Source organism: Sphingomonas sp., assembly GCF_042095875.1.
In the GTDB taxonomy this organism is placed as follows: domain Bacteria; phylum Pseudomonadota; class Alphaproteobacteria; order Sphingomonadales; family Sphingomonadaceae; genus Sphingomonas.
In genome coordinates this window covers 1-21,321 of record NZ_JBELMJ010000010.1, presented here as the reverse complement: position 1 = coordinate 21,321, position 21,321 = coordinate 1, and the positions used below count along the sequence as shown (strand labels likewise).

General features: G+C 69.0%; 21 protein-coding genes. 12 read left to right on the top strand and 9 right to left on the bottom strand.

The window, feature by feature from the left end; all coding sequences use genetic code 11:
• Positions 1 to 11 precede the first annotated feature (11 nt).
• Entirely contained in the window at positions 12 to 1,055 is a 1,044-nt protein-coding gene (gene hrcA, locus ACFDS6_RS05585) for a heat-inducible transcriptional repressor HrcA (RefSeq protein WP_375271128.1), read from the bottom strand.
• Between the two features lie 52 nt (positions 1,056 to 1,107).
• The gene (locus ACFDS6_RS05580) at positions 1,108 to 1,608 is read right to left on the bottom strand and encodes a DUF6438 domain-containing protein (protein ID WP_375271127.1); all 501 of its coding nucleotides are present in this window, start codon (positions 1,606 to 1,608) and stop codon (positions 1,108 to 1,110) included.
• Positions 1,609 to 1,749: 141 nt separating this feature from the next.
• On the opposite strand from ACFDS6_RS05580, the gene rph reads away from it, so the two are divergent.
• The 4 genes from rph to ACFDS6_RS05560 all read left to right on the top strand — a co-directional run bounded on the left by rph (position 1,750) and on the right by ACFDS6_RS05560 (position 3,900).
• A complete protein-coding gene (gene rph, locus ACFDS6_RS05575; RefSeq protein WP_375271126.1) occupies positions 1,750 to 2,463 on the top strand; it encodes a ribonuclease PH in 714 nt (237 codons plus the stop codon).
• Entirely contained in the window at positions 2,460 to 3,086 is a 627-nt protein-coding gene (gene rdgB, locus ACFDS6_RS05570; RefSeq protein WP_375271125.1) for an RdgB/HAM1 family non-canonical purine NTP pyrophosphatase, read from the top strand. Before rph ends, rdgB begins: the two co-directional genes overlap by 4 nt.
• A 111-nt stretch (positions 3,087 to 3,197) precedes the next feature.
• Positions 3,198 to 3,482, top strand: coding sequence for a hypothetical protein (locus ACFDS6_RS05565; protein WP_375271124.1), 285 nt, complete (start codon positions 3,198 to 3,200; stop codon positions 3,480 to 3,482).
• 58 nt (positions 3,483 to 3,540) lie between these two features.
• On the top strand, positions 3,541 to 3,900 hold the full coding sequence (locus tag ACFDS6_RS05560; RefSeq protein WP_375271123.1) for a hypothetical protein: 360 nt from the start codon (positions 3,541 to 3,543) through the stop codon (positions 3,898 to 3,900).
• A 668-nt stretch (positions 3,901 to 4,568) separates the two neighbouring features.
• On the opposite strand, the gene ACFDS6_RS05555 is transcribed toward ACFDS6_RS05560, so the two are convergent.
• Positions 4,569 to 6,056: an aminotransferase class I/II-fold pyridoxal phosphate-dependent enzyme gene (locus tag ACFDS6_RS05555; protein WP_375271122.1), complete on the bottom strand. Its 1,488-nt coding sequence runs from the start codon at positions 6,054 to 6,056 to the stop codon at positions 4,569 to 4,571.
• 62 nt (positions 6,057 to 6,118) lie between these two features.
• Entirely contained in the window at positions 6,119 to 6,676 is a 558-nt protein-coding gene (locus ACFDS6_RS05550) for a CAP domain-containing protein (RefSeq protein WP_375271121.1), read from the bottom strand.
• 20 nt (positions 6,677 to 6,696) lie between these two features.
• On the opposite strand from ACFDS6_RS05550, the gene hemW reads away from it, so the two are divergent.
• Positions 6,697 to 7,887 carry a radical SAM family heme chaperone HemW gene (gene hemW, locus ACFDS6_RS05545; RefSeq protein WP_375271120.1) on the top strand — a complete coding sequence of 397 codons (1,191 nt, stop codon included), beginning with the start codon at positions 6,697 to 6,699 and terminating at the stop codon, positions 7,885 to 7,887.
• Between the two features lie 52 nt (positions 7,888 to 7,939).
• Here the strand turns inward: hemW and ACFDS6_RS05540 are convergent, their stop codons facing one another.
• Positions 7,940 to 9,145, bottom strand: coding sequence for a penicillin-binding protein activator (locus ACFDS6_RS05540; RefSeq protein ID WP_375271119.1), 1,206 nt, complete (start codon positions 9,143 to 9,145; stop codon positions 7,940 to 7,942).
• Between ACFDS6_RS05540 and rsmI the strand changes: the two genes are divergently transcribed.
• The 5 genes from rsmI to ACFDS6_RS05515 all read left to right on the top strand — a co-directional run bounded on the left by rsmI (position 9,144) and on the right by ACFDS6_RS05515 (position 13,744).
• Positions 9,144 to 9,992 (top strand): 16S rRNA (cytidine(1402)-2'-O)-methyltransferase, encoded by an 849-nt coding sequence (rsmI, locus tag ACFDS6_RS05535; protein ID WP_375271118.1) that lies wholly within the window; start codon positions 9,144 to 9,146, stop codon positions 9,990 to 9,992. The genes ACFDS6_RS05540 and rsmI overlap by 2 nt on opposite strands.
• Before the next feature lie 63 nt (positions 9,993 to 10,055).
• Positions 10,056 to 11,114, top strand: a complete 1,059-nt coding sequence (locus tag ACFDS6_RS05530) for a serine hydrolase domain-containing protein (protein ID WP_375271117.1) — start codon at positions 10,056 to 10,058, stop codon at positions 11,112 to 11,114.
• A 79-nt stretch (positions 11,115 to 11,193) separates the two neighbouring features.
• On the top strand, positions 11,194 to 11,574 hold the full coding sequence (locus ACFDS6_RS05525; RefSeq protein ID WP_375271116.1) for a YraN family protein: 381 nt from the start codon (positions 11,194 to 11,196) through the stop codon (positions 11,572 to 11,574).
• 543 nt (positions 11,575 to 12,117) lie between these two features.
• Entirely contained in the window at positions 12,118 to 13,083 is a 966-nt protein-coding gene (gshB, locus tag ACFDS6_RS05520) for a glutathione synthase (RefSeq protein WP_375271115.1), read from the top strand.
• 58 nt (positions 13,084 to 13,141) lie between these two features.
• A complete protein-coding gene (locus ACFDS6_RS05515) occupies positions 13,142 to 13,744 on the top strand; it encodes a DedA family protein (RefSeq protein ID WP_375271114.1) in 603 nt (200 codons plus the stop codon).
• Between the two features lie 859 nt (positions 13,745 to 14,603).
• On the opposite strand, the gene ACFDS6_RS05510 is transcribed toward ACFDS6_RS05515, so the two are convergent.
• Entirely contained in the window at positions 14,604 to 16,769 is a 2,166-nt protein-coding gene (locus ACFDS6_RS05510) for a primosomal protein N' (RefSeq protein WP_375271191.1), read from the bottom strand.
• A 107-nt stretch (positions 16,770 to 16,876) separates the two neighbouring features.
• Between ACFDS6_RS05510 and ACFDS6_RS05505 the strand changes: the two genes are divergently transcribed.
• Positions 16,877 to 17,593 (top strand): DUF4197 domain-containing protein, encoded by a 717-nt coding sequence (locus ACFDS6_RS05505; RefSeq protein ID WP_375271113.1) that lies wholly within the window; start codon positions 16,877 to 16,879, stop codon positions 17,591 to 17,593.
• Positions 17,594 to 17,613: 20 nt separating this feature from the next.
• Positions 17,614 to 18,513: a tyrosine recombinase XerC gene (locus ACFDS6_RS05500; protein ID WP_375271112.1), complete on the top strand. Its 900-nt coding sequence runs from the start codon at positions 17,614 to 17,616 to the stop codon at positions 18,511 to 18,513.
• A 203-nt stretch (positions 18,514 to 18,716) separates the two neighbouring features.
• Here the strand turns inward: ACFDS6_RS05500 and ACFDS6_RS05495 are convergent, their stop codons facing one another.
• The 3 genes from ACFDS6_RS05495 to ACFDS6_RS05485 all read right to left on the bottom strand — a co-directional run.
• The gene (locus ACFDS6_RS05495; RefSeq protein ID WP_375271111.1) at positions 18,717 to 18,971 is read right to left on the bottom strand and encodes an ATP synthase F1 subunit epsilon; all 255 of its coding nucleotides are present in this window, start codon (positions 18,969 to 18,971) and stop codon (positions 18,717 to 18,719) included.
• Positions 18,971 to 20,458 carry a F0F1 ATP synthase subunit beta gene (gene atpD, locus ACFDS6_RS05490; RefSeq protein ID WP_375271110.1) on the bottom strand — a complete coding sequence of 496 codons (1,488 nt, stop codon included), beginning with the start codon at positions 20,456 to 20,458 and terminating at the stop codon, positions 18,971 to 18,973. The genes ACFDS6_RS05495 and atpD overlap by 1 nt, the downstream gene beginning before the upstream one ends.
• Positions 20,459 to 20,482: 24 nt before the next feature.
• On the bottom strand, positions 20,483 to 21,321 hold an 839-nt coding region (locus tag ACFDS6_RS05485; protein ID WP_375271109.1), incomplete at its 5' end, for a F0F1 ATP synthase subunit gamma.

Genomic DNA, 21,321 nt, shown 5'->3' with positions numbered 1-21,321 from the left:
GGTGGCGCCGCTCAACCCATCAGGCGGGCGAGCGTCGCCGCGGTGAAATCCACTATCGGCACGATCCGCGCGTAGTTCAACCGCGTAGGCCCGATCACCCCCACGACGCCGACCACGCGCCCATCATGGCCGCGGAACGGCTTGGCGATCACCGACGATCCCGACAGCGCGAACAGCTTGTTCTCCGCGCCGATGAAGATGCGCGTCGCGTCGCCTGCACTCGCCGCCCCCAGCAGCGCCGCCACCTCCTGCTTGCCCTCCAGGTCGTCGAGCAGCTCGCGCACCCGCTCCAGGTCCGCCGCCGCCGCGTCGTCGAGCAACCGTCCCTGCCCGCGCACGATCAACACCGATCGCCTGGCACCATCCTCGCTCCATACCGCCAGCCCACGCTCGACCAGCGCGCGTGCCGCGGCGTCCAGCGCGCTCTGCCCCTCGCCCAGCTCGCGTTCGATCCGCGCGCGCGCCTCCGCCAGCGTCAGTCCGCCGAGCGTCGCGGTCATGTAATTGCCCGCCTCGACCAGTGCCGACGCCGCGACGCCCGGCGGCAGGTCGACGACGCGGTTCTCGACCCCGCCGTCCTCCGCCACCAGCACCGCCAGCGCCTGTGCCTGACCTAACGGCACGAACCCGATCGAGCGCAGTACCGCCTCGCGCTTGGGCACCATCACCAGCCCCGCGCACGCCGACAGCCCCGACAGCGCCGCGGTCGTCGCCGCCAGCGCTTCCTCGACCGGCCCGCGATTGGCGGCGCGCGCCTCGATCTGCGCGCGCTCCTCCGCGCTCGGCTCAAGCGACTGCATCATCCCGTCGACGAACAGCCGCAGCCCCCGCTCGGTCGGCATCCGCCCCGCGCTGGTGTGCGGCGCGGCGAGCAGCCCCATCGCCTCCAATTGCGCCAGCACGCCGCGAATGGACGCAGGCGACAGGTTGAGCCCCGCCTGCGCCAGCGTCTTCGACCCCACCGGCTGCCCGTCGTGCAGGTAGCCGTCGACCACGCGGCGAAAGATGTCGCGCGCGCGGTCGGACAGTTCGGCGATCGGCGGGGTCGCGCTCATGATGCCGATGTAGGCACGCCCGCCGCCCCGCGACAAGCCGTGCGGCCCCCGCTCACTTCCCGATCAGCGGCGTGATCGGCAGCACGTCGGGCACCGAGCGCAGCGACGCGAACAGCGCGCGGTTCGCGTCCACCCCGCATCCGAAATACGCGCGCTTAACCGTCCGCGTGCCATCCGCCCCGATCCACGTCACCGTCACGCCCGGCAGGTCGGTCGCGTAGCTCGCGCAGCGCGTGCCGTCGATCGTTACGCCCTCGCCGTCGACGCCGCGCAATTCGGCCACCGCCGCACCGAACGCTCGCACCTGCGCCTGCGTCGCCTGGAACCGGGCCGCGCCGACCGTGGCGGTATGCTGCCTGCCCATGAACACGCCCGCCCCGCTCGCCAGGTCGACCTCGACCGAGTAGACCGGACACGTGCCGAAACACGCCGCCGTATCGTAGGTGATGCGCGCCGCGGTCGCCGCGGCAGGCGCGTCCACCGCCCCGCCACGCATAGTGACACAAGCCGACAGCGGGATCGCGGCGGCGGCGAGCAGGATAGCGTTTCGCATGCGCCCACCTACCCCAGCCACCGTGTCGCCGCCATGAACGCGCGCACGGGTCTGCGCGCGAAGGTCTGCGCTCCGGGCCTGCGCTCTGGCGCCGCGCGCGCGCACCCGCTACGGCCGCGACAAATCACCCGAGGAGTTCCCATGCGTCCCAGCGGCCGTGCGCCCGACCAGATGCGCGCCATTACGATCGAGCCCCATTTCACCCGCCACGCGGAAGGGTCCGTCCTGATCGGCTTCGGCGACACGCGCGTGCTGGTCACCGCCAGCGTCGAGGAGCGCGTGCCCCCCTTCCTGCGCGGCAAGGGCCAGGGCTGGGTCACCGCCGAGTACGGCATGCTGCCGCGCGCCACCCACACCCGCGGCAGCCGCGAGGCGGCGAAGGGCAAGCAGTCGGGCCGCACGCAGGAGATCCAGCGGCTGATCGGGCGATCCTTGCGCGCGGTCACCGACATGAAGCTGCTCGGCGAGCGGCAGATCACGCTCGACTGCGACGTGATCCAGGCCGACGGCGGCACGCGCACCGCCGCGATCTCGGGCGCGTGGGTCGCACTCCGTCTCGCGGTCAACACGCTGATGGCGCAGGGCAAGCTCACCGCCGACCCGATCACGCAGAAGGTCGCCGCGGTATCGTGCGGCATCTACCAGGGCCAGCCGGTGCTCGACCTCGACTACCTCGAGGATTCGAACGCCGACGCCGACGGCAATTTCGTCCTGCTCGGCAACGGCCACATCGCCGAGGCGCAGGCGACCGCCGAGCACGCCACCTACGACGAGGAAGCGTTGCTCCGCCTGCTCCGCCTAGCGCGGATCGGCTGCACCGAGATCTTCGCCGCGCAGGACCGCGCCACGCAATGAGCGGCGAGGGCAACGAACCGCAGGCGATCCGCAAGCTCCAGCCCGGCAAGCTCGTCATCGCCAGCCACAACGCGGGCAAGGTGCGCGAGATCGCTGCGCTACTCGAGGGTCGCGGGCTCGACGTCGTCTCCGCGGGCGCGCTCGACCTGCCCGAGCCCGAGGAGACCGGCACCACCTTCGTCATGAACGCGGAACTGAAGGCGCGCGCCGCCGCCGACCTCTCCGGCCTGCCCGCGCTCGCCGACGACAGCGGGCTGTGCGTCGATGCGCTCGGCGGCGATCCCGGCATCTTCTCCGCGCGCTGGGGCGGCGAGAACAAGGACTTCGCGCATGCGATGCGCCTGGTCGAGAATAAGCTGTCTGCGCAGCCCGACGCGCCGCGCGACGCGCACTTCGTCTGCGCGCTGGCGCTCGCCTGGCCCGACGGCCACGTCGAATGGTTCGAAGGCCGCGTCGACGGCACGCTCGTCTGGCCGCCCCGCGGCGACAAGGGTCACGGCTACGACCCCGTGTTCCTGCCCGATGGCCACGACCAGACCTTCGGCGAGATGGACGAGCCCGCCAAGAACGAGATCAGCCACCGCGGCGACGCCTTCCGCCAGATGGTCGCGGCGGTGTTCTGACAACGGCGTCGCGCTGCTTGAGGCTGGCGCTTGTTTGACACCGAACTGTCCGCTTTCGCCCAATTGCGGACGTTCCGCTTGCCGCTATCATGATCGGAGGGGAGACCTGGTATGGCTGCGTTGCTGCTTGGTGCACTTGCGCTGGCTTGCACCAGCGCGAACGCACAGGTCGTCGATGATCCGGAACCGCTCGCCATCGCGCTTGAATACTGGAAGGAACACCCCTCCGAGAAAATCCCGACTTCGGAAGCCGCGAAGGTCGAACATGTCGCTTTCGATTGCGGCGCGATCTGGGATGTCCACATCTGGCCATCCGCTACCGCGACAGGTGACGGGTTTCGTCTCCTAATCCGTAAAGCAGATAGGAAGATTCTCAGCGTACTTCGAACCCAGTAGCCGGCATGTCTGCTTCCACCCGATTGCGGACATACACGTTTGAGCGTCTACTGCCTGCGTGAGCGCAACCGAACCTTTAAGCGATCAGGTTAGAACGAACCTGCGAAGCCTCGATGCCGATCCGCGATTCAGCGCGTCCGAGCATCTATGGCTGACTTTCTATCTCATGGGCGATGCCGGCTCTTTGTGGCACGTTGCGGATGCTCTCGCTGCGGCGGACTGGTCGAACGCTGACGACTGGGACGCAGGCTTTCTTTACCCGAAGGTCCTCATCAAACGAACCGAGGCGTCAGTTTTGCGCGCTGTCAGCGAGGTGCAGGCGCTGTCGGAAAGGCACGCCGCTTCCATTATTGGTATTGACGCAGACACATGCGAAGAAGTCGATCGATCTGCGTTTTCTACGCTCTACAACGCCTAAGCTGAAGGTCTGCTTTCGCCCAATTGCAGACATTCACGAATGCCCTATCGTGCCCCGATGGACGGGTTCGACATCAGTGCGGCGCTCTTACACGGGCGGACTTTGCCTGTCGCAAAATTGCGCACAATTGATAGGCACGGCGATAGTGCCGATGAGCTATATCTTATTCTTTATGAGACTTTATCGGGAAGTTCACGAGTAAGAAACTTACGGCGGGCGCTTCTCAACACTTCGCCTCGGTATATAGCCGAGGCGTGGCTTCCTATCGTCGCATATGCCAAGCATCCTTCACAGTCAAATCTTCGTAAGCTGATGAAGGCCATACGAGCACCCGAGCAGTCATCTGGTATTATCATGCGACTGTCGACTATATCTATTGTTGGACGACATAGGAGACTGTTTGCTGCTACCTTGAAGCAAACATCTTCCGGAAATCCCTTCATTCAGGATGATTTAAGCGACGTTTTATCGGATTTGGTGGACCATACCGGACCTCTGCACTTGGTGGCAAGGCGCGAGAGACAGCAACGTTGCTCGCCATTGAACGTCCGCTAACTACCGAAAGTGGACATCCGCTTTGAAGCTAGTTCTACTCCAAGCAGCGCGCATCGCGACCGACACACCGCTTAAGAAATCCCTCCCTCCCACAGCTGAGCGCGCGCCGTCATTCACTCCGCCGCCAGCGCCTGCGCGGGCTGGTCCGCCACCACGCGCAGCATCCGCTCGCTGGGATCAATCGGATCGAGGAAGAACGCGCCCGCGTCGCGGTTGGCGGTCAGCCACTGGACGTGGCCTGCGCTGATCCGCTGTCCCGGCACCAGCCGCGGCACGCCCGGCGGCGCCGGCGCGATCATCTCCGCTGCGATCCGGCCCTCGGCCTGCGCGAGCGGCACCTCCTCCGCCGCGCCGAACAGCGCCTCGCCCGCGTCGATCGCCATGTCGACGCCCAGCGCGCCGATCGGCGGCGCGTCGCCGGTCGGCGCGAGCGACAGCGTACCCTTGCGAAGCGCCTTCGCGCACGCCGCCAGCCCGCGCGCCAGCGCGCGCACGTCGCTCGCCGTCGTCCCCGGCGCGACGATCGCCAGCAGGTGCCGAGCGTCCGACAGACCGACGCTCACGCGATATTCCTGGTTCAACCAGTCGTCGATCGCGTAGCCCGACGCGCCCAGCCCGGCGACGTCGATCAGCACCTTGGTCTCGTCCAGGTCCGCATCCGCGGGCAGGTCCTCGCGCCCGAACACGCGCACGCCCTTGATCTTGCCTAACCGGCGCCGGAGGTCCGCCGCGCGCGCCAGCGTCTTGCCCCACAGCGCCTCGCCGTGCAGCACGTGCTCGCGCCGCGCCACGTCAAGGCTGGCGAGGATCGGCACCGACGGGCTCGTCGTCTCGAACAGCTCGTACGCCATCCACAACCTTTGCCGGTCGACCAGCTCGCCCCGCGCCAGAAGCGCCGACCCCTGCGTCAGCGCGCCCATCGTCTTGTGGACGCTGTACACCGCGACATCGGCGTCCTTGGTCAGCGCGTCGTCGGGCAGCCCCTCGCAGAACGCGAACGCCCCGCCCCAGGCCGCGTCGCAGATCAGCGGCACGCCGCGCGCGTGGCAGATCGCGGCCAAGGCGGCGATGTCGCTGGTGACGCCGAAATAGGTCGGCGACACGACCACGAACGCCTTGGCGTCCGGGTGCTGGTCGAGCGCCGCGGTCAGCGCCTCCGGCGCGACTCCGTGCTCGATGTCGAACGCTTCATCGATCATCACCGGCACGATCTGCGCCTTCAACCCCACCGCCAGCGCGTGCGCGCGCTCCGCCTTGTGGACGTTGGCGGCGAGCAGCACCGTGTCGCCCGGCCCCGCCACCGCGGCGAGCGCGGTGTGCAGGCTCTGCGTCGACCCGCCGGTCACGAAGCGGCAGAAATCCGCCTGCCACGCCTCCGCCGCGATCTCGTGCGCGCGCTGGAGCACGTGCGCACCCTCCGTGCGGTCGTCGAGCCCCTTGGGCGTGATCACGTCGGCCTCGAACACGCGCTTGCCCAGCGCCTTGGCGAGGTCGCGCGGCACCGCGACGCCTTGATGGTGGCCCGGCGCGCCGAAACCGTGAACCTTGTTGCGCTCGATCACCTGCAGCGCGTCGAGAATGGGAGCCTTGGTCTGATCCATGCGGCAGGAACGCTGCCCTGTTGCGGCGTGTCCCACCGTTTCGCTTAGGATATGAAAATAAATCAGTAAGCGCGCTCGCCGACCACGTTGCCGGGCGGCGAGTAGCGGCATACCAGGAAGTCGTCGCGCGCGTTGCTGGCCATCGCGCAGCCGACCGCGCGCGTCGCCCGCCACACGATCTGCGTGTAATGCGCCACGTCGCCCGCGCGCCCGGTGCGGCTGAACCCCGGCGTCGCCGCGTTGACGAAGTCGCGCCGCTCGTCCAGCCACAGGTCGATCATCTCGGCGTAGGAATAGGCGCCGCGCGTGCCGGTGAACAGATTCTCGCCCTGCCCATGCTGCGCCGCGTGCGCGAACCGGCCGCTCGCCGCCATCTGTTCGGCATATCCGCGCACGTCCTTGGCCAGCGCGTCATCCCACCTGAGCGCCGCCAGCCCCAGCCCCACCCGCGCCTGATTGTGCCGCGCCAGCATGACGCGTTTCAGCAACGCCTGCCCCCGCTCGGCCGGAGCCGCGCTGGTCCGCGGCTCCACCACGCGCTCGGGCGTGGGCGCGCCGGTCCCGACGGAGCACGCCGACAGCAGCAGGGCGAGCAGCGCGGCGTGGCGTTTCGGCGTCATCGCCGCCATATGGGCGCGGCATGACGCCCGACAATCCCGCCACATCGACGCCGATCGAGGACGAGCCGCTCGCGCTCTACGTCCACTGGCCGTTCTGCGTCTCCAAATGCCCGTACTGCGACTTCAACAGCCACGTGCGCGAGCAGGTGGATCAGGCGCGCTGGCGCGACGCATTGCTGCTCGATCTCGCGCACGAGGTCGCGGCGCTCCCCGGTCGCCGGCTCGGCTCGATCTTCTTCGGCGGCGGCACGCCCTCGTTGATGCCGCCCGCGACCGTCGCCGCGATCATCGCGGCCGCGACCGCCGCCTGGTCGCCGACCGACGACCTGGAGATCACGCTGGAGGCGAACCCCTCCTCGGTCGAGGCCGCGCGCTTCGCCGACCTCGCCGCCGCCGGGGTCAACCGCGTCTCGCTCGGTCTACAGGCGCTCGACGACCGCGCGCTCCACTTCCTCGGTCGCGCGCACGACGTGACCGAAGGGCTGGGCGCGCTCGACACCGCGCAACGCGCCTTCGCCCGCGTCAGCTTCGACCTGATCTACGCCCGCCCCGGCCAGCCGATCGACGCGTGGGAGGCGGAGCTGCGCCGCGCGCTGTCGTTCGGCACCGAGCACCTCTCGCTCTACCAGCTGACGATCGAGCCCGGCACCCGCTTCGCGACCGAGGCCGCCGCCGGTCGCCTCGTCATCCCCGACGCGGACACCGCCGCCGACCTGTTCGAGCTCACCCGCGCGGTCACCGCCGCCGCCGGCATCCCCGCCTACGAGGTATCGAACCACGCGCGCGCCGGCGCGCAGAGCCGCCACAACCTCGCCTATTGGCGATACCGCGACTATGCCGGCATCGGTCCCGGCGCGCACGGCCGCCGTCACGCCCACGCGACGCAGCGCCGCCGCAAGCCCGAGAACTGGCTCGCCGCGGTCGACCGTAATCGCCACGGCATCGAGGTGGAGGAGCCGCTCGCCCCGCCCCTGCGCGCGTCGGAGGCGCTGCTGATGGGGTTGCGCCTGGCCGAAGGCGTCGACCTCGCCCGAGTCACCCGCCGCACCGGGCTCGCCACCGACCAGCTGATCGACCGCCGCGCGGTCGCGCAGCTGCCAGAGCTGATCCACCTCGACGGCGATCACCTGACCGTGACGCCCGCAGGCATGCTGCTGCTTGACGCGATCCTGCCGCGCGTCGTCCGCGCCGACGAGCTGGCGGCGGCCTGATCCCCGCCCGCCCCCGGCGACCGTTCCCGTCGGGCCAGCCGCCGCGCCGCGCTCAGTCCTCGAACCGCGTCGGCGCGGGCGACACCGTCACGGTCGTCCCGCCGCGCACCTCCTGCACCTCCAGCGCGCGCTCCGCGACCCCGTCGCGCCCGAACCGGAACGCGCCGTCGATCCCCGCGAACCCGTCCGCGTCGCGCAATCGGCTCTGCGGAAACGCGCTGCCGACACGCCAGTCGCGCGAGATCCGCACCACCAGCAGCACCGCGTCGTACCCAAGGCTCGACAGTCGGTACGGCGCCACGTTGAAGCGCGCGCGATAGTTCTGCGCGTACTGGCGGTACAGATTGTCCGGCACGCTCGCGAACCACGCGCCGTTCAGCGCCGCCTGCGTCGCCACCGCGCGGTCCGAATTCCATAATTCGGTCCCCAGCAGCCGCGTCGACGGGCTCGCACGTCGCAGCAGCGGAGCCGCCGTCGCCGCTGTCGCGCTGCCGTCCGCCACCAGCACCGCGTCGAACGGCGCGTCCTTGTTCATCCGCGTCACCGCCTGCGCGACCGCCGCAGGCGCGCGGTCGAACGTCTGGAGCGACACCACGCGCCCGCCCGCCTGCTCCACCGCGCGCAGGAACACGCTCGACGCGCGCGATCCGTAAAGTGCGTTCGGCACCAGCCCGCCGAAGTTCGTCACCCCCTGGCTGCGCGCGAACTTGACTACGCGCTCGACCGACTGGCTCGGCGCGTAGCCGAGCACGAACGTGCCGTTGCCGCCCAGCGTGACGTCGTTGGAGAAGGAGATCACCGGCACGCCCGCGCGCCTGGCGATCGGCGTCACCGCGCGCACGTCGTCGGCCAGCAGCGGCCCCAGGATCAGCTGCGCGCCCTCCGCGATCGCGCGGTTCGCCGCCGCCGCCGCGCCGGTCGCGGTGTCGTAGTTGGTGATCCGCACCTGCTGGCTGCGCGCGTCGAGCAGTGCCAGCTGCGTCGCGTTGGCGATGCTGCGCCCGACGCCCGCGTTGCCGCCCGACAGCGGTACCAGCAGCGCGACGCGGTTGCGCGCCGCGTCCTGCGGCACGCCCGCGATCACGCCACCCGCGTCGCCGCGCGACGGACGCGGGCGCTCGGCGGTCGGGCGATCGGGTGCGGGCGCCGGCCCGCGCGGCACCACCGTGGCGCAGGCGGACAGCAGCACCGCCCCCGCGAGCGCTAAAGCCTTCGACACCGCGCGTGCGAGTTGCGGCCCCCGCTTCGATTCTGCCATGACACCCCTCGTGGAACCTCTATCCCCCGGTCTGTACATCGTCGCGACGCCGATCGGCAATCTCGCTGACCTATCGCCGCGCGCGGCCGACATCCTGTCGCGCGCCGACGCGGTCGCGGTGGAGGACACGCGCGTCACCGCCGGCCTCCTGCGCCACATCGGCGTCAAGCGCCCGATGCTTCCCTATCACGACCACAATGCGGAAGGGATGCGCCCCGGGCTGATCGCCCGCATGGGCACAGAGGCGATCGCGCTCGTCTCCGACGCGGGCACCCCGCTCATCTCCGATCCGGGCTACAAGCTCGTGCGCGACGCCCGCGCCGCCGGCCACGCGGTGGTGACCATCCCCGGCCCGTGCGCCGCGATCGCCGCGCTGACGCTCGCCGCGCTGCCGACCGATCGCTTCTTCTTCCTCGGCTTCCTGCCGTCGAAACAGCACGCCCGCGCCGAGGCGATCGCCGAGGTCGCCGCCGTCCGCGCCACGCTGGTCATGTACGAGAGCGGCCCGCGCCTGTCCGCCTGCCTGTCCGCGCTCGCCGATGGCCTGGGCGACCGGGAGGCGGCGGTCGCGCGCGAGATCACCAAGAAGTTCGAGGAAGCCGTCACCGGCCGCCTCTCCACCCTCGCCGCGCGCTACGCCGACGCGCCGCCCAGGGGCGAGATCGTCGTCGTCGTCGCCCCGCCCGAACCCGCCGCCCCCGCGAGCGACGCCGACGCCGACACCGCGCTCACCGAGGCGCTCACCCGCCTCCCCGCCGCCAAGGCCGCCGGCGAGGTCGCCCGCGCGCTCGGCCTCGACCGCCGCACGCTCTACGCCCGCGCGCTGGAACTGAAGGGCGAGCGTTGACCGCCGCCGCGCGCGGGTGACGAGGTCGCGGCGGCAATCAGGCGAGAACCGGGAGGCACGGAAATGTTGAGCAGGCGCGCGTTGGTCGGCGGCGGAATGGCGCTCGCGCTCCCCTCCTACGGGTACGCCGGCACCGCGCGCGATCCCAGGCGCGCCGCGATCGACGCGCTGGCGCTTCCCGCCGACTTCCGCGGCGCGATCGGCTACGGGCGTTCGGGTAGGATCGAGCATATCCGTTGCGTCGGCATGGCCGACAGCGAGAACGATGTGGCGATTACGCCCGCGACGCAGTTCAAGTGCGGCTCGGCTTCCAAATGGCTGAGCAGCGCGGCCGTGCTCCGCCTCGTCGACCAGCATCGCCTCTCGCTCGGCGTGCCGATCACGACCTACCTGCCCGATTTCCGCGGCGACACGGGCGCGCAGGTCACCTTGCTTCACCTCTTGTCGAACACCAGCGGCATCCCCGACCTGCTCACCCGGCAGCTCGCCGTCGAGCCCGAATTGCGCCGCGCGGCCGCGATCCCGGCGGCCATCGTCGCGCGCTTCGCCGGCGGCGACCTCGCCTTCGCGCCCGGCACCGGCTGGGACTATGCCGCACTCAATTGGGTGATCGTCGCCGCGATCGTCGAACGCGTGACCGGCCGCCCCTTCGCCGACGCGGTCGCCTCCCTAGTCTTTCGTCCGCTCGGCATGGCGGACACCGGCTTCGCGCAACTCGGTTCCGCCGCGATGCCGCGCCTCGCCGCCGCTTACGCGAACACCGCTCCGCCCACGCGCAAGATGCCCGCGGCACCAGCCTTCGTTGCCGCGACCGGGAACGTCGCAACGACGCTCGCCGACGCGGTTCGCGCCGCGCAGGGCATATTCGATCAACGCTTCCTGTCCGCCGCGTCGCGCCAGGCGCTGGCGACGGTGCGCTGGCCCGAGCAGGATTACGCGCTCGGCGGGCGCGTTCACCTGATCGACGGCGAGCGATGGGGCTGGGAAACGGGCAAGGTCGGCGGCTACCGCGCCCATGTCGCGCATCGGATCGGCCGGGGTGAGACGATCGTCGTCTTCAACACCAGCGACATGGACCAGCAGGCGATCGGCCACTGGATCGAGGCGATCGCACGCGCTTGACCCGATCCATCGATCGCGCCTGATAGCGCGCCGCGCTTTTCGGCTTGCCGGCATCGCGACCCGCGCGCACCCTCGCCCGATGCCCCGCCCCACATCCGACCGCTCCCCCGAACAGCGCCGCGCCGCGGAGACGAGCGGGCGCCGCGGTGAGCGGCTCGCCGCTTGGTGGCTGCGGCTCAAGGGCTGGCGCATCCTCGACCGCCGCGTCCGCACGCCCGCGGGCGAGGTCGATCTGGTGGCGCGCCGCGGCAACCTCGTCGCCTTCGTCGAGGTCAAGCTGCGCCGCACCGCCGCCGAACTCGACCACGCGATCGACCAGCGCCGCCTCGCCCGCGTCGCCGCCGCGGCCGAACTGCTGATGCCGCGCTACGCGCTCGCCGGCGACGACATCCGCGTCGACGTGCTCCTCCTCGCCCCCGGCACCCGCCCGCGCCACATCGAGAATGCTTGGATAGGGTGAAAGATGAGCCGATCGAGGCGTCGCGCTTGAAGCGGATCACGCACCGCCAATCGACCAAATCAACGCGCGTAAATCGTGCTCGTTATCGACCCTCCACTCACCACCATCTTCTGATCGCGCTGCTCGTGCTCGTTAGCCAAACCCGTGCGGCCACGGCTTCTCACCGCAGCACCGGACTCGGACCAGCACGGTGACGAGCCGCTGTCCTACATGTCCCAGCACCGGATAGACGACCAGGTCGCCCTTTCTCATCGCCGCTACCCTCCCCACGCCCGGCTCGGTCGCGAACGGAACCAGCCTCGCGTGCCGCTTACCATCGTCGCGCTCGCGTCGCTCGCTCGCGTCCGGCGACGACGCGCAGCAGCGTCGCGCCGGCCTGAACACCGGATCGATCGCCGCGTCTTGGCCTCACCTTAGCCTCACCTTCCGGCGTCGCGGGTCGCCTTGGTCTCACCTTCGCCTCACTTTCCGCTTGTCCGCCGAGCGGGTGACAATCGCGCCGCCCCCGCCTAGGTCAGCGAACCAAGCCTGCCCGGAGGAACCATGTCGCTCACCGTCGCCGTCCAGATGGACCCGCTCGACCAGATCAACGTCGCGGGCGATTCGACCTTCGCGCTGATGCTCTCCGCGCAGGCACGCGGCCACCGGCTGTTCCACTACGGTGCCGAAGACCTCAACTGGTCCGACGGTCGCCTCTGGGCCAGGGCGCACCCGGTCACCGTGCAGCCCCCGACCAGCGCGAGTGCCCGCGATCACTTCCGTTTCGGCGATCCCGTCAGCCTCGACCTCGGCGACACGGCCGACGTGGTGCTGATGCGCCAGGACCCGCCGTTCGACCTCGGCTACATCACCGCCACCCACCTGCTCGAACGGATCGCCGACCGCACGCTCGTCGTCAACGATCCCGCCCAGGTCCGCAACGCACCGGAGAAGGTGTTCGTCCTCGACTACGCGCGCTTCATGCCGCCGACGCTCGTCACCCGCGGCCTGGACGAAGCGCGCGCCTTCCTTGCCGAGCACGGTCAGATCGTCGTCAAGCCGCTCCACGGCAATGGCGGCAAGGCGATCTTCAAGGTCGAGGAGAACGGCCTCAACCTGTCCGCGCTGTTCGAGGTCTTCAACCAGACCTGGCGCGAACCGCACATGGTGCAGGCCTTCCTCCCCGACGTGGCGAAGGGCGACAAGCGCATCGTGCTGGTCGACGGCGTGGTCGCCGGCGCGATCAACCGGCTGCCCGGCGCGGGCGAGATCCGCTCCAACCTCGCGGTCGGCGGCTCGGCCGAGAAGACAGAGCTCACGCCGCGCGAGCGCGAGATCTGCGACACACTCGGCCCCGAGCTGAAGCGCCGCGGGCTGATCTTCGTCGGCATCGACGTGATCGGCGGCGAGTGGCTGACCGAGATCAACGTCACCTCGCCGACGGGCATCGTCGCGATCGAGCAATTCGACGGCACCGACGTCGCCGCGCTCATCTGGGATGCGATCGAGCGTCGCGTGGCAGCGCGCTGACGAACCCGCCGCCGCTGCCCGTCACCGTGACCTCTGCGCTGATCGACCGGACGCTCCCGTGACCGACTTCATCGTCGATTGGATCGCCTGGGGCGGCTATCTCGGCATCTTCCTGCTCATGGCGCTGGAGAACATCTTCCCGCCGATCCCATCCGAGGTCATCATGGGCCTGGGCGGCATCGCGGTCGCGCGCGGGCAGATGGACATGATCCCGCTCGTCCTGTGGGGCACGGCCGGCACGACGATCGGCAATCTGTTCTGGTACGAAGTCGGCCGCCGCCTCGGCTATGCCCGCTTCCGCCCCTTCGTCGAGCGCCACGGCCGCTGGCTGACGCTCGAGTGGGACGACGTGGAACGGATACACACCTTCTTCCAACGGCAGGGTGGCTGGGTCGTGTTCGTGTTCCGCTTCATGCCGACGTTCCGCACCATGATCTCGCTCCCTGCCGGCATGACGTGCATGCCGTTGTGGCGCTTCATGCTCTGGACCTTCGCAGGCTCAACGATCTGGAACATGGTCCTAGGCGGCGCCGGCTACTACCTCGGCACCCGCTTCGCCGAACTAGATAAGTACATCGGCCCAGTTGGGCTTTTGCTGATGATCGCCGCAATGCTCCTTTACGGCTACCGCGTGATCACGTGGCGTCCCCGCGATAATTGATATCTACGTACCGCTATTTGTTTCAATAGAAACCCGCACGCTCGCGTTAGTCAAACAGCAATTAGTAGATCATCAGACAGATCGACCCGCCCATTGCGCAGTTGCGCGCGGAAGAAGCTAGGTAGATTCGTCTCTGGATTACATATTTCAAATAACATCCAACCAAGGTCATGCATTTACGGGCATGAATGCCTGATTTTCCCAATCGTTTTCTTGGAGCAGGCGAACCGTGCCGGGGAAGCTCGCCAAGCCAAGGCGCACAGACGGACTGGCGGCAGTCGCCTCGGCGAACTAGAGCTGATGGTCGGCGACATGGATCGCCCCGACAAGATTGGCAGCGATGACATATTGCACGTGCTCAAGCACCAGTGCTCGGCGTTCCTGACGGGTGCCACCTAATCAATCCTGTCTGAACCGTATCGGCTTCAAGACCTCAATGTAGCGGACGAGCCAATCCTCGCCGTGCGGCAGATATAAGGAGTTTAGTATGCGCTTGGCGCAAAGGGTGGCATGATGTCGTACGAGATAAAATCCTGCGTGAACTCCGGTCTACGGAAGCAGGCAGCAGCACCTTCTACGAGTAGCTGAAAAGAGGTTGTACGCGGATTGTTCACTGCCCGTTCCTAACTCGTTCTGGCAAGTCCGCATTTCTGATTGTGTTCAGAATGGATCGAGTTAACGCCAACCCACACACTTAATCGGCTAAACAGCGGTGCGCTCTCACGCTTGGTAGAGTAACAGCCTCACGGTTCTTACAATCACCACGACATTCGACACGATTGCCAAAGTCACTAGGCTGGTGGTGCAGCTAAGTGCTTCAGCAGTACGCAACGTACGCTGCGATCCACCACCGCGTCAGCTAAACAAAGCTGTACGGATCGACATCGACAGCCACCCGCACCTTCGCCGACCAGGTAAGCGCCCCCAACCACGCGCGAATCACGTCCTGTACGTCCAACGTTCGCCTCGCGTGCACGAGCAGGCGAAAGCGGTGCCGGCCGCGCAGCATGGCGAGCGGCGCGGGTGCGGGACCGTAGACGTGCATGCCCTCCACCTCGGGCGCGGCGCGACCAATCGAGACAGCGGTATCGTGCGCAGCACCCTTGTCTTCGCTCGATACGATGATTGCGGCGTAGCGGCCGAACGGCGGGGCGCCCGCGTCGCGACGTGCCTCGACCTCGGCGGCGTAGAAGGCGTCGGCGTCGCCGGTGACCAGCGCCTGCATGACCTGCGCGCCCGGATTGTGCGTCTGGATGAAGACGCGCCCGGGCTTCTCCCCTCGCCCCGCGCGGCCTGACACCTGGCGTATCTGCTGAAACGTCCGCTCGGACGCGCGCAGATCGCCACCCTCAAGCCCCAGGTCGGCGTCGATGATCCCGACCAGGGTCAGGTTCGGAAAATGATAGCCCTTGGTGACGAGTTGCGTGCCGACGACGATGTCGATCGCGCCCGCCTCCATCCGCCCGACGAACTCCGCCGCCTTCGCGGGCGACCAGATCGTGTCGGACGTGACCAGCGCCGTGCGCGCCTCCGGCCAGAGTGCCGCGACCTCGTCGGCGATCCGCTCGACGCCGGGACCGCACGCGACCAATGTGTCCTCGTTGTGACACTCGGGGCATAACCGCGGCACCGGCTCGACGTGGCCGCAGTGATGGCAGGCGAGCCGTCGCGTCAACCGGTGCTCGACCATCCAGGCGGTGCAGTTCGGACACTGGAAGCGGTGGCCGCAGGTCCGGCACAGGGTCAGAGGCGCGTAGCCGCGGCGGTTGAGGAACAGCAGCGATTGCTCGCCCTTCGCGAGCGTCTCGTCGATCGCCGCGACAAGCTTGGGGGCGAGCCAGCGCCCGCGCGGCGGTTGCTCGGCGATCAGGTCGATGGCCTCGATAGCGGGCATCTGCGCCGGACCGAACCGCTGCGGCAGCCTGACCTCGGCGTAGAGTCCGCGCTCGACCTGCTGCTGCGTCTCGATCGCGGGCGTGGCAGAGGCGAGGATCACCGGGCAGCCCTCGAACTTGGCCCGCATCACGGCGACGTCGCGCGCGTGATAGTGGACGCCGTCCTCCTGCTTGAAGCTCGTCTCGTGCGCCTCGTCGACGACGATCAGCGCGAGATCGGCGTAGGGCAGGAACAAGGCTGAGCGCGCGCCCACCGTCACGCGCGCCTCGCCGCCGGCAATCGCGCGCCACGCGCGGCGGCGCTGCGTGGCACGCAGGCCCGAGTGCCACGCGACCGGCTCGCAGCCGAAGCGATCGTGAAAGCGCTTCAGGAACGGTTCGGTGAGCGCGATCTCGGGCAGCAGCACCAATGCCTGCCGCCCCTGCCGGATCGCCTCGGCCACCGCTTCGAAATAGACCTCGGTCTTGCCCGATCCCGTCACCCCGTCGAGTAGCGTCGGCGCGAAGGCGCGCGCCGCCACGTCGCCGACGAGCCGCGCCGCGGCGCCAGCCTGCTCCTCCGATAGATCGGGCGGCGCGTGCATCGGGTCGGGCTCGGGATAGGCGCTGTCAATATCGATCTCCACCGCCTCGATCGCGCCCGCCTTGACCAGCCCGCGGATCACCGCGTCGCTCACTTCGGCGATGCTGGCGAGTTCGCGGATGAGCCCCTGTCGCTCGCCGATCCGCTCCAGCGCCTGCGCGCGCTGCGGTGTCAGCCGGTCGGGCACGTCGCCGGTCGCGCGATACTCGGTCGCGGTGCGCGATCCCTCCAGCGCGGTCGAGGACAGCGCCATCCGCACCACCGCGGCGGGTGGCGCGAGGTAATAGTCCGCGGTCCACTCGACCAATCGCCTGAGCGGCGCCCTGATCGCGGGCACGTCGGCGACGCCGAGCAGGTTGCGCAAGCGGTTGTCGCCGACTTCCGCGTCGGACGGCAGCCGCTCCGCCTCCCACACTACCCCCATCAACTGACGAGGGCCGAGCGGCGCGACCACGATCGAGCCCGGCTCGACCGACATGCCGTACGGCACGCGGTAGTCGAGCGGGCCTAGCGCGGAGTTCAGAACGAGGACACGGGCGCGCGACATGGCGACGGTCATGTAGGAAGTGCCGACGACTCGCGAAACCGCGAACTCGTTCAGCCGCCGTTAGCTGGAACAGCGCGATGACGCGGCCTGGTACAGGGAGATGTTCGATGACTCCGATGGCTCTGGAGTGCGACACGGCGACGGCGAGCCGGCGCGGGTTCGTGGTCGGTGCGGTGCTCGGCTCGGCCGCGTTGCTGGCCGGTTGCGCGACGATCGGGACGAGCGGCGGGCTCGACGAGGCGCTGCGCCGCCTGCTGACGATCTCGACGCAGCGCGCGGTGACACGGCTGGTGCAGGACAACGGCTACCTGAACGACGCGCTCGCGCGCGTCACCATCCCTGAGACACCAGGGCATCGATCGGGCGCGGTGCTCGGCGCGCTGCTGCGCTCGCGGACGGTGCAGGACCAAATGCTCCGGCTGGTCAACGACGCCGCGGGTGAGGCGGCCGACCGCGCCGCGCCGGTGATCCTCGATTCGATCCGCGACCTGAGCTTCTCCGACGCGGTCGGGATCGCGCGGGGCGGTCCTACCGCGGGCACCGACTATCTCGAGCGCGCGATCGGCCCGCGGATCATCGACGCGATGCTGCCCGAAGTCGGCGAGACGCTGCGCAGCTTCGGCAGCGACGGCGTGCTCGGCCCGGTGATCGGTGCCGCGACGGGCGTCAACGTCGTCGGATTGCAGCGGGTCGTGACGACGCAGGCGGCACGCGGTTTGTGGCGCGCGATCGGGCGCGAGGAGTCGGCGATCCGCGCCGATCCGCAGTCGGCGCGCGATCCGCTGGTCGAGTCGGTGTTCGCGGCCGGTCGCCTGCTCGGCTGACACCCGCTAGAGGTGAGCGCATGGACGAACCGGCTCTCGCCTTCAGCCTTTACCTCGCGCAGCAGCGGCGCCGCTCGGTCCACACGGTTCGCGCCTATCGCACCACGGCCGAGCGCTTCACGCACTTCCTCGCCGAGCATTGGGGAGCGCCGGTGGACCGCGCGGCGCTCGCGCGGGTCGCGGCATCGGACCTGCGCGCCTATCTGGCGCGGCGCCGCGGGGTCGTAGCGAGCGGGAGCGGACTGACCAACGCGTCGGCAGCGCGCGAACTCTCCGCGGTGCGGGCGTTCCTGGAATGGGCGAACGGTGCCGGAGCCGCCCCGACCCTTAAAGGGCCGCGCGTCAAGAAAGGGCTGCCGCGCCCGGTCGCACCCGCGGAGGCCGTGTCGCTGGCCAACGAGGTGGCGGAGGAGAGCGACGAGCCGTGGGTCGCCGCGCGCGACTGGGCGGTGTTGCTGCTGCTGTACGGCGCGGGGCTGCGCATCGGCGAGGCACTGGCGCTGACCGGCGCTGCCCTGCCGCTGGGCGAGACGCTGGTCGTCACCGGCAAGCGCGCGAAGACGCGGGTGGTACCGCTGCTGCCCGAGCTGCGCGCGGCGATCGAGGATTACGTCGCGCGCGTGCCCTGGCCGGTGGCGCGCGAGCAGCCGCTGTTCCGCGGGGTGCGCGGCGGTGCGCTGGCGGCGGGCGTCGTGCGGGTCAAGGTGCAGCGCGCGCGCGGCCGACTGGGCTTGTCCGACCGCACCACGCCGCACGCGCTGCGCCACAGTTTCGCGACGCACCTGCTCGGGCGCGGGGCGGACCTGCGCGCGTTGCAGGAGCTGCTCGGCCACGCGAGCCTCAGCTCGACGCAGATCTACACGCAGGTGGACACCGCGCACCTGCTGGACGTGTATCGCAACGCGCATCCGCGCGCCTGACGCGCGAGCGCAACAGTTGCAAACTTGCGAAGTGGAGGAAGTGGAGGTTCACACGCATGTTTTCCACATGCGTGTGCGAGGGCAGTGCCTGGTCATCCCGCTTCGCTAGCGACCGCGTTCCGGGTAGGACAGGCCGGGCCTCGTAGATGGCGCACGAACACGTCGCAGCGGAGCACGTCGCGGCGGCTCCGCTGCAATGGCGATCAGTCGGCGTGCTCGGCGAGGACGGTCAGACCGCGCGCGTTGACTTCGGCCAGACCGCCGCGGATCGCGATCGTCTCGGGCGCGGCGCCGGCACTCTTCTGCACCAGCACGTTGCCGTCGCGGATCGTCGCCATCAGCGGCGCGTGGCCTTCGAGCACCGCGAAGTCGCCCTCGGTGCCCGGCACGGTCACCATATAGACCTCGTCCGAGCGCACGAGGCGCTCGGGCGTGACCAGTTCGAAGTGCAGCGCCATTACGCGTCCTGCGCCAGCTTCTCGGCCTTGGCGACGACCTCGTCGATGCCGCCGACCATGTAGAACGCCGCCTCGGGCAGGTGATCGTACTCGCCGTTCACCACCGCCTTAAAGCTGCGGATCGTGTCGTCGAGCTGGACGAACTTGCCGGGTATGTTGGTGAACACCTCGGCGACGTGGAACGGCTGGCTGAGGAAGCGCTGGATCTTGCGCGCGCGGCTGACGGTCAGCTTATCCTCTTCGGACAGCTCGTCCATGCCGAGGATGGCGATGATGTCCTGCAGCGACTTGTACTTCTGCAGCGTCGCCTGCACCGCGCGGGCGGTCTCGTAGTGATCCTGGCCGACCGTGCGCGGCTCGAGCACGCGGCTGGTCGAGTCGAGCGGATCGACCGCCGGGTAGATGCCCAGCTCCGAGATCGCGCGGTTGAGCACGGTGGTCGCGTCCAAGTGCGCGAACGAGGTCGCCGGCGCCGGATCGGTCAGATCGTCCGCGGGCACGTACACGGCCTGCACCGAGGTGATCGACCCCTTGTTGGTCGAGGTGATCCGCTCCTGCAGCGCGCCCATGTCGGTCGACAGCGTCGGCTGGTAACCCACCGCCGACGGAATACGGCCGAGCAGCGCCGACACCTCTGCGCCCGCCTGCGTGAAGCGGAAGATGTTGTCGACGAAGAAAAGCACGTCCTGGCCCTCCTGGTCGCGGAAATACTCGGCGATGGCGAGACCGGAAAGGGCCACGCGAGCGCGTGCCCCAGGGGGCTCGTTCATCTGGCCGTACACCAGCGCGACCTTCGAGCCCTCGCTGATCGCGTTGCCCGCCTCGTCCTTGGCGATGACCCCCGCGTCGAGAAATTCGTGGTAGAGATCGTTGCCCTCGCGGGTACGCTCACCCACGCCCGCGAACACCGAGGTGCCGCCATGCCCCTTGGCGATGTTGTTGATCAGCTCCTGGATCAGCACGGTCTTGCCGACGCCGGCGCCGCCGAACAGGCCGATCTTGCCGCCCTTCGCGTAAGGAGCCAGCAGGTCGATGACCTTGATGCCGGTGACCAAGATCGCGCTCTCGGTCGACTGGTCGACGAACAGCGGGGCGGAGGCGTGGATCGGCGCGCGCAGGTCAGTCTGCACCGGCCCGCGCTCGTCGATCGGCTCGCCGACAACGTTCAGGATGCGGCCGAGCGTCATCGGGCCGACCGGCACGGTGATCTGGTTGCCCGTGTCGGTCACGTTCTGACCGCGGGTCAGCCCTTCCGTCGAGTCCATCGCGATCGTGCGGACGGTGTTCTCGCCCAGGTGCTGCGCGACCTCGAGTACGAGGCGGTTGCCGTTATTGTCGGTTTCGAGCGCCGAGAGGATCGCGGGCAGGTGGTTGTCGAACGACACGTCGACGACGGCGCCGATCACCTGGCTGATGCGACCCACATTGTTGCTGCCCGACACGTTGGGGCGATCATCAAAGATGTTGGCGTCGGGGACGGTTGCCATGTTCTGGTTCCTGCTTCTGAATGCTTAGAGCGCTTCGGCGCCGGAGATGATCTCGACCAGCTCGGTCGTGATCGCGGCCTGGCGCGTGCGGTTGTACTGGATCGATAGGCGATTGATCATGTCGCCGGCGTTGCGGGTCGCATTGTCCATCGCGTTCATGCGGCTGCCCTGCTCCGACGCGGCGTTCTCCAGCAGCGCGCGGAACACCTGCACCGCGACGTTGCGCGGCAGGAGATCAGCGAGGATCTGCTCCTCGCCCGGCTCATACTCGACCGCGGCGTCGCCGTCGTTCGACAGCGTGGGGGCGAGCTTGGGATCGCGCGTCGGGACCGACACGGGGATGATCTGCTGCGCGGTTGGGATCTGCACCAGCGCCGACTGGAACTTGGCGTAGAACAGGTGCGCGACGTCGAACTCGCCGGCCTCGTAGCGCGCGAGCAGATCGTCGGCGATCGCCTTTGCCTCATCGAAGCGCGCGACCTTCATCGTCGACAGGTCGTGGTCGGCGACGACGCCGGTCGGGTAGAAGCGCTTGATCACGCGACCCTTGCGGCCAACCGTGTAGAAGCGGACGGTCTTGCCCGCCGCTTCCAGCTCCTCGGCCTTGCGACGCGCGGCGCGGACGATGTTGGTGTTGAATGCGCCAGCCAGGCCACGCTCGGAGGTGACGACCACCAGCATGTGGACCTGATCGCGGCCGGTGCCCGCGAGCAACGGCGAGGCACCCTCACCGCCAGCACGCGCGGCAAGGCTGGCGACCACGCTCTCGATCCGCTCGGCATAGGGGCGACCGGCCATCGCCGCTTCTTGCGCGCGGCGCAGCTTGGCGGCGGCGACCATCTTCATCGCCTTGGTGATCTTCT